This window comes from Blastomonas sp. CCH1-A6, assembly GCF_001556365.1.
GTDB classification, from domain to species: domain Bacteria; phylum Pseudomonadota; class Alphaproteobacteria; order Sphingomonadales; family Sphingomonadaceae; genus Blastomonas; species Blastomonas ursincola.
In genome coordinates, this window is the sequence record NZ_LSIS01000045.1 from 1 (window position 1) to 6,839 (window position 6,839).

The 6,839-nt window shown below is 64.6% G+C and carries 5 protein-coding genes; 2 read left to right on the plus strand and 3 right to left on the minus strand.

All coding sequences use genetic code 11. The features are described from left to right. The coding region (locus AX735_RS02005) for a UvrD-helicase domain-containing protein (protein WP_066274832.1) at positions 1 to 2,305 on the plus strand (2,305 nt) is incomplete at its 5' end. Between the two features lie 15 nt (positions 2,306 to 2,320). On the opposite strand, the gene AX735_RS02010 is transcribed toward AX735_RS02005, so the two are convergent. Together AX735_RS02010 and AX735_RS02015 are read right to left on the minus strand one after the other, a co-directional pair. Beyond that, positions 2,321 to 4,414, minus strand: a complete 2,094-nt coding sequence (locus tag AX735_RS02010; RefSeq protein ID WP_066274842.1) for a RelA/SpoT family protein — start codon at positions 4,412 to 4,414, stop codon at positions 2,321 to 2,323. 200 nt (positions 4,415 to 4,614) lie between these two features. After that, positions 4,615 to 4,953: a CC_3452 family protein gene (locus AX735_RS02015; protein WP_066274834.1), complete on the minus strand. Its 339-nt coding sequence runs from the start codon at positions 4,951 to 4,953 to the stop codon at positions 4,615 to 4,617. 163 nt (positions 4,954 to 5,116) lie between these two features. On the opposite strand from AX735_RS02015, the gene AX735_RS02020 reads away from it, so the two are divergent. Further along, complete coding sequence (locus tag AX735_RS02020; RefSeq protein ID WP_060980240.1) at positions 5,117 to 5,656, plus strand: winged helix-turn-helix transcriptional regulator; 540 nt, start codon at positions 5,117 to 5,119, stop codon at positions 5,654 to 5,656. A 39-nt stretch (positions 5,657 to 5,695) separates the two neighbouring features. Here AX735_RS02020 and AX735_RS02025 read toward each other — a convergent pair whose 3' ends face one another. Further along, the gene (locus tag AX735_RS02025) at positions 5,696 to 6,679 is read right to left on the minus strand and encodes a substrate-binding domain-containing protein (protein ID WP_066274836.1); all 984 of its coding nucleotides are present in this window, start codon (positions 6,677 to 6,679) and stop codon (positions 5,696 to 5,698) included. Between the last annotated feature and the right edge of the window lie 160 nt (positions 6,680 to 6,839).

The following is a 6,839-nucleotide window of genomic DNA, read 5'->3' on the forward strand; positions in this document are numbered from 1 at the left end:
TCTCGCCCCCGCCTCCGAATTCCCGCCGCCCTCGGCCAGCGACCCCGCCTATCTTCGGGGGCTGAATACGCCGCAGCGCGAGGCGGTGCTGTCCTCGGACGGGCCGGTGCTGGTGCTGGCCGGCGCAGGCACGGGCAAGACCGCGGCGCTCACCGCGCGGCTGGCGCATCTGATCGCGACGCGGCGCGCCTGGCCGTCGGAGATTCTCGCGGTCACCTTCACCAACAAGGCTGCGCGCGAGATGCGCGAGCGCGTCGGCAAGATCATCGGCGAGGCGGTGGAGGGCATGCCGTGGCTCGGCACCTTCCATTCGATCGGCGCGAAGATGCTGCGCCGCCATGCCGAGCTGGTCGGGCTGCAGAGCAATTTCACGATCATCGATACCGACGACCAGTTGCGCCTGCTCAAGCAGCTGATCCAGGCGGCGGACATCGACGACAAGCGCTGGCCCGCGCGCCAGCTCGCCGGGTGCATCGACCGCTGGAAGAACAAGGGGTTGAACCCGCACGAGCTCGATGCGGCGGAGAGCGAGCTCTACGCCAACGGGCGCGGGCAGGAGCTCTACACCGCCTATCAGGACCGGCTGAAGGCGCTCAACGCCTGCGATTTCGGCGACCTGCTGCTGCACATGCTGACATTACTGCGCACCGACCGCGCGGTGCTCGAGCAATATCAGCAGAAGTTCAAATATATCCTGGTCGACGAATATCAGGACACCAATTCCAGCCAGTATCTCTGGCTGCGGCTGCTCGCCCAGGCGCGCAAGAATATCTGCTGCGTCGGCGATGACGACCAGTCGATCTATTCGTGGCGCGGGGCGGAGGTCGCCAATATCCTGCGCTTCGAAAAGGATTTTCCCGGCGCGCGGATCATCCGGCTCGAGCAGAACTACCGCTCCACCCCGCACATCCTGGGCGCGGCCTCGGGGCTGATCGCGTCGAACAGCGACCGACTCGGCAAGACGCTGTGGACCGAGGTCGATGCGGGCGAGAAGGTGCGCGTGCTCGGCGTGTGGGATGGGCCCGAAGAGGCGCGGCGGATCGGCGAAGAGCTCGAAAGCCTGTCGCGGCGCGGGATCAGCCTCGACCGGACCGCGATCCTGGTGCGCGCGCAGTTCCAGACGCGCGAGTTCGAGGACCGGTTCATCGCGATCGGCATGCCCTATCGCATCATCGGGGGCTTCCGCTTCTACGAGCGCGCCGAAATCCGCGATGCGCTCGCCTACCTGCGCGTGGTCAACCAGCCGGCGGACGACCTGGCGTTCGAGCGGATCTTCAACACCCCGAAAAGAGGGCTGGGCGACAAGGCGCTGGAAAAGGTGCACCGGCTGGCGCGCGCGACCGGGCTGCCGCTCAGCGCTGCCGCGTTCCAGATCCTGGACAGCGATGAATTGCCCGCCCGCGCGCGCACCGCGCTGACCGCGCTGATGCGCGGCATCGCGCGCTGGCGCGACCTGCTCGCAACGATGAACCCGGCGGACCTGGCGCGGCAAATACTCGACGAATCGGGCTATACCCAGGTGCTCCAGGCCGAGCGCTCGGTCGAGGCCTCGGGCCGGCTGGAGAACCTGTCCGAACTCGCGCGCGCGATGGAGGAATATGAGAGCCTCGGGGATTTCCTTGAGCATGTGAGCCTTGTCATGGACAACGAGGCGGCGGCGGACGAGGCCAAGGTCACGATGATGACCATCCACGGCGCCAAGGGGCTCGAGTTCGAGCATGTCTTCCTGGCGGGATGGGAGGAGGGCGTCTTCCCCTCGCAGCGTGCGCTCGACGAGGGTGGCATGGCGAGCCTGGAGGAGGAACGCCGCCTCGCTTATGTCGCGATCACGCGTGCACGGGCGAGTTGCACGATCGTGCACGCGGCGAACCGGCGCATCTATGGCCAGTGGACCAGCTCGATCCCCTCGCGCTTCATCGGCGAGCTGCCAGCCGAGCATGTCGAGGAGGAAAGCTCGCTCACCGGCGGCGCGTCGCTGTGGCGCGCAGGGCTGTCCGAACGCGACGATCCGTTCGCGCATCTGGCGCGCGATCCCGAGCGCGCGGCGCGGCGCGGCCCCGGCTGGCAGCGCGCGGCGCAGGTGCCCGGCGGCTTCAACGCGATGCCGCAGCGCGTCGCCGAAGCGCGGTCGAGCGCGATCAGCCTGGGCAATGCCGGGCGCAGCGATGTCGAGATCGGCACGCGCGTGTTCCACCAGAAATTCGGCTATGGGCTGGTCGCCGAGAAGGAAGGCAACAAGCTGGAGATCGACTTCGAGAATTCAGGGCGCAAGCGGGTGATCGACAGCTTCGTCAGCCTCGCCTGAGCCCGGTATCGCGGGTCAGATACGCTCTGCCCGCGCCACCGATTCCGACGCGCGCAACGCCATGATGATCTGCATCAGATGGCCGACATCGTGCACTTCCAGGTCCGATTCATAGGTATGGAACGGCTGGTCGCGATTGGTCAGCTTGAGGTTGACGATGTTCGCCTTGTGATGGCTGAAAATGCCCGCCATGTCGGCGAGCGTGCCCGGCCGGTTGTACAGGATCGCGCGGATGCGCGCGGTCGCGCCATCCGAATCGCCGCCCCATGACAGGTCGATCCAGTCGGCATCGACCCCGCTGACCAGATTGAGGCAATCGATGGTGTGCACCTCGATATGCTGGCCCTGGCGGCGCAGCCCGACGATGCGGTCGCCGGGCACCGGGTGGCAGCATTCGGCAAGCTGGAAGGCGACGCCCGGGGTCAGCCCCTGGATCGAGATCGCCCGGTCCTGGCGCGGGAATTCGCGCAGCGCGGCCTGTTCGCTGCTGCTGCCGGGGACCAGCGCATCCATCAGATCGACATCGCTGATCTGGTTCTTGCCTACCGCGAGCATCAGCTCGGACTCGTCGTCCATGCCGAGCCGTTCGAGCGCCTGTTTGAGCGCCTTCTTGCCGATCTTGACCGGCAGGCGCCCGGCGATCTCGTCGTAGATCACCCGGCCGATGGCGATGGTCTCGTCGCGCTCCTTGTCGCGGACATAGCGGCGAATCGCGGCGCGCGCCTTGCCGGTGGTGACGAAGCCGAGCCAGCTGGTCTGCGGCTCCTGGCCTTCGGATTTCAGGATCTCGACGATATCGCCATTGGCGAGCGGGGTGCGCAGCGGCAGGTTGCGTCCGTTGATCAGCACGCCGACCGCCTTGTTGCCGAGGTTGGTGTGCACCGCATAGGCGAAGTCGATCGCGGTCGCGCCCTTGGGCATCTGGTGCAGCGCGCCCTTGGGCGTGAAGGCGAAGATGCGGTCCTGATACATCGCCATGCGGGTGTGCTCGAGCAGCTCGTCGGCATCCTGCGCGGTGTCGAGAATCTCGATCAGGTCGCGAATCCATCCGGCCTGGCCGTCGGGCCGCGTCCCGCCCTGCTTGTACGCCCAGTGCGCCGCGAGACCGAATTCGCTCTGCCGGTGCATCTCGTGCGTGCGGATCTGGATCTCGACGCGCATCGACTGGCCGTGGATGATCGCGGTGTGCAGCGAGCGATAGCCGTTGCGCTTGGGGGTCGAGATATAGTCCTTGAACCGGCCGGGGATCATTTTCCACTTGCGGTGGATATGGCCCAATGCGGCATAGCAGTCGTCGATGCTGTCGACGATGACGCGGAAGGCGATGATGTCGGTCATCTGCTCGAACGACACGTGCCGCTCGGCCATCTTGCGCCAGATCGAATAGGGGTGCTTCTCGCGACCGCTGATCTCGGCGGTCAGGCCGTGCGCGGCGAGCTCTGTCTTGAGCGATTCGGCGATGGTTTCGACCTGGTTCTCGCCGCTCGCCTTGATCTGGTCGAGCCGACCGCAGATCGTTTCATAGGCTTCCGGTTCGAGCTCGCGGAACGCGAGCATCTGCATCTCGCGCATATATTCGTACATGCCGACGCGCTCGGCGAGCGGCGCGAAGATGTCCATCGTCTCGCGCGCGATGCGCTTGCGCTTGTCGGCGCTGGAAATGAACTTGAGCGTGCGCATGTTGTGCAGCCGGTCGGCCAGCTTGACCAGCAGCACGCGCAGGTCGTTCGACATGGCGAGCAGGAACTTGCGCAGGTTCTCGGCCGCGCGCTCGTTCTCGGTCTGCGCCTCGATCTTGGAAAGCTTGGTCACGCCGTCGACCATCTCGGCCACCTTGGGGCCGAAGAGCCGTTCGACCTCCTCGATCGTGGTCAGCGTGTCCTCGACCGTATCGTGCAGCAATGCGGTGATGATGGTCTCGACGTCCATCTTCAGGTCGGTCATCAGACCTGCCACCTCGATCGGATGGCTGAAATACGGGTCGCCGCTGGCGCGCTTCTGGCTGCCATGCTTCTGCACGGAAAACACATAGGCGCGGTTGATCAGCGCCTCGTCCGCATCGGGGTCGTATTCCTTGACCCGTTCTACCAGTTCATATTGTCTAAGCACCTGGTGAATGTCGGTGCTTTGCAAGCAATTGCAACAGAAAAACGCGCCTGTGCGAGGGGCCATGGTCGGGGTCGCTTGGGGCAAGGGACCAGGGCATCAAGGGGGTTCTCGCACAGGCGCGGCAGGTTTGCCGGGCGGCAGGGTCATGCGATGTGGGAGTATCGCAGGTCCTGCCACCCGACCGGAAGCGGTTCGATCGATCAGCCCTTGGCGTTGCAGGTAGCGAGCTCTTCGCCGGCCATCGCTTCGCTGCGGGTTGTAAAGGCGGTCACATCCCCCATCTTGCGAGCAAGGCGCGTGCAGGCGTTGATCGGGCGCGAGGTCGCCTTCGATCCGGTGCAGACGGTGCCTTCGCACTGCCACACGACGCCCTGGATGATCTTGGTGGTCTTTTCGACGGGCGCGGCGAGTTCTGCGGTGAAATAGCTGCTGCCCGGAGCCTGGGCGCTGGCGGTGCTCGCCTGCATCATCACCATGCTCGAAAGCGAGGCGGCGGCGACAAAAGCGATCTGGGTCAGGGTCTTGGTGAAGCGGGGCATGGCGTGTCCTTTCTAACGGTTTTCCCGGGGAGGAAATCGGCGGGGTGCAATTTCAGTTGCGAATCACTACCTATACGAATAGGTTTCGAGTTGCAACTAGAAACTGAATTTTCATTGGCAAGGCCGCATTTTTCGATAAGATGGCGGTTTGAAACTGGATTTGATGATCATGACCCACGGCAACCCCAACAAACTGCGCGAACCGCTGGCCGAGATTGCGGCCTGTTGCAGCCTGCCTCAGGCGCTCGAGACGATGGGTGAGCGCTGGTCGTTCATGATCCTGCGCGCCTCGTTCAATGGGCTGCACCATTTCGAGGAATTTCTGGAAGAGCTGGGCATTGCCCGCAACATCCTGTCCAACCGGCTGACCCGCCTGGTCGAAAGCGGCATCCTCAAGCGAGCGCCCTGTGTCGATGATCGGCGCAAGATCGAATATCGTCTGACCGACAAGGGGCTGGACCTGCTGCCGACGATGATCGCGCTGCGCCAATGGGGCGAGAAATGGGAAAGCGGCGTGCCGTCCAACCCGGTGCTGGTCGACGAGCGCGATCGCCGTCCGATCCAGCCGATCTCGATCCGCGCGCATGATGGCCGCGTGCTGACGCACCACGACCTGTGCTGGATCGATCTGGCTGATCTGAACGCGGCTGATGGCGACGACAATGACCACGATGGCGTGGTCAAGCGCATCGCGAGTATCTGAGCGCGCGCCAGCGGACGCCGCTGGCGAGCGCTGTCGGGTTCAGCTCGTCGCGCGGACGATCAGTTCGGGCTCGAGCTGCACCGGTTCGCAGATTTCGCCATCGATCTGGCGGAACACCATGTCGACCAGCATCTTCGCGCCGGCCTGCAGGTCCTGGCGGATCGTGGTCAGCGGCGGATTGGTGTGCGCCGCCAGCATGATGTCGTCATAGCCGACGACAGCAACATCGCCCGGTACCGACAGGCCGTGCTCGGACAGCGCCCTTAGCGCGCTCATCGCCACCACATCCGAGGATGCGAAAATGCCGTCGATGCCGGGATTTTCGTCAAGAAACGCGCTCGCCGCGCTATAGGCAGCCTCGGACGTGAGATGGATCGGCAGCGTATGCACGCTGTGCGACAGCCCTGCCTCGGCACAGGCCTGGAGGAATCCCTGCTGGCGCTGGCCAAATTCGGGCGGACTAGGATTGCCCAGGAACAGCAGCTTGCGCTTGCCGCGTTCGATGAGGTGCCGTCCGGCGATCAATCCGCCGCGGACATTGTCCGACCCCACGGTGACATGGCGCTGGCCCTCGATCCGCGCGCCCCAGACCATCAGCGCGCGGTGCCGCTCGGCGGCCGCCTCGAGCACCTTCATCTGGTCCGACTGGCCGATGACGATCGCGCCATCCACCCTCCCGGAATCGAGCAGATCGTCCAGCCAGTGATCGCCTGACGGAATGACGCGCGAGAGCAGCAGGTCGAAATTGCGCTCGGTCAGCGCATCGGCGAGATAGCCGAGCATGGTCATGAAGAACGGATCGGACGGGTGCTGATCGACCTCATGGCCCATCGGCATGACCACGCCGATCGCCTGCGCACGACGCAGGCGGAGATTCTGGGCGACCTGATTCGGCTTGAAGCCGTGCAGGCGCGCCAGTTCGACCACGCGTTCGCGCGTCTTGGCGTTGATGATCGTCTTTCCTGCCAGCGCCCGTGACACCGTGGACACCGACACTCCAGCGAGCTCCGCGAGCTCCTGCATCCCGATCTTGCTGATGGTACGCGCCTTTCCCCAAAGATGCTGCGCCGCCCCCTGCCAATGGTTCTAGACACTTGGCGATGAACCGTCGAGCGTCTTGTCAGCTTCAGCTTGCGTTTTCGCTACTCCTTCTGTATTAATACAGCAACACACACAAGGAGTA

Excerpts from the sequence above, each read along its gene's own strand:
- AX735_RS02015 (WP_066274834.1), bottom strand. The coding sequence starts at position 4,953 with ATGCCCCGCTTCACCAAGACCCTGACCCAGATCGCTTTTGTCGCCGCC.
- AX735_RS02020 (WP_060980240.1), top strand. The coding sequence starts at position 5,117 with ATGATCATGACCCACGGCAACCCCAACAAACTGCGCGAACCGCTGGCC.
- AX735_RS02025 (WP_066274836.1), bottom strand. The coding sequence starts at position 6,679 with ATGCAGGAGCTCGCGGAGCTCGCTGGAGTGTCGGTGTCCACGGTGTCA.